Source organism: Streptosporangium carneum, assembly GCF_027922005.1.
Taxonomy (GTDB): Bacteria; Actinomycetota; Actinomycetes; order Streptosporangiales; family Streptosporangiaceae; genus Streptosporangium; species Streptosporangium carneum.
This window is the reverse complement of record NZ_BSEV01000119.1, coordinates 1-595: the sequence shown is the minus strand read 5'-3', so window position 1 is coordinate 595 and position 595 is coordinate 1. Positions and strand designations below refer to the sequence as shown.

Below are 595 nucleotides of genomic sequence, written 5' to 3'. Positions count from 1 at the left end.
GTCCCGTCTGCCGATCCCCGATCTCGATTCCGCACCGGAAGCATCCAGGCCGATCCTCAATGCCGTCCACAAACAGCTCGGCACCGTGCCGAACATGTTCCGCCTGGTCGCGACCAGCCCGGCGGCGCTGGAAGGTTTTGCCGGCAATAACGGCGCGCTGGCGAAGACGCTCGATGTGAAGACGCGCGAACGCATCGCCCTGGCCGTGGCCCAGATCAATGGATGTGACTATTGCCTGTCGGCCCACACCTATCTCGGCCTGAATCTGGCCAAGCTCACGCCGGAAGAGATCGACCGCAATCGCCGCGGCCAGTCCGGTGACGCGAAGGCCGATGTCGCGGTCCGTTTCGCCGCGAAAGTGGTAAGGGAGCGCGGCCAGGTCTCCGATATCGATATCGCCGGGCTGCGCGAGGCCGGCTATTCGGATGGCCAGATCGTCGAGATCGTCGCCGTCGCGGCCGAGAACGTCTTCACCAACCTGATCAACATCGTCGCCCAGACGGATATCGACTTCCCCGTCGTCAGCGCTGCGGAAGCGGCCTGATGGCGAGCGGGCGGGCCGGTTCGCCGTCCCGCCCGTTCCTTTTGCGGCGAC

1 protein-coding gene is annotated in these 595 nt (G+C 65.4%); it reads left to right on the top strand.

Translation table 11 applies throughout. From position 1 onward, the window contains the following. Positions 1-544 (top strand): carboxymuconolactone decarboxylase family protein (locus PKF00_RS44965; protein ID WP_271223770.1); only part of this gene is annotated, 544 nt, incomplete at its 5' end. Positions 545-595: the final 51 nt, after the last annotated feature.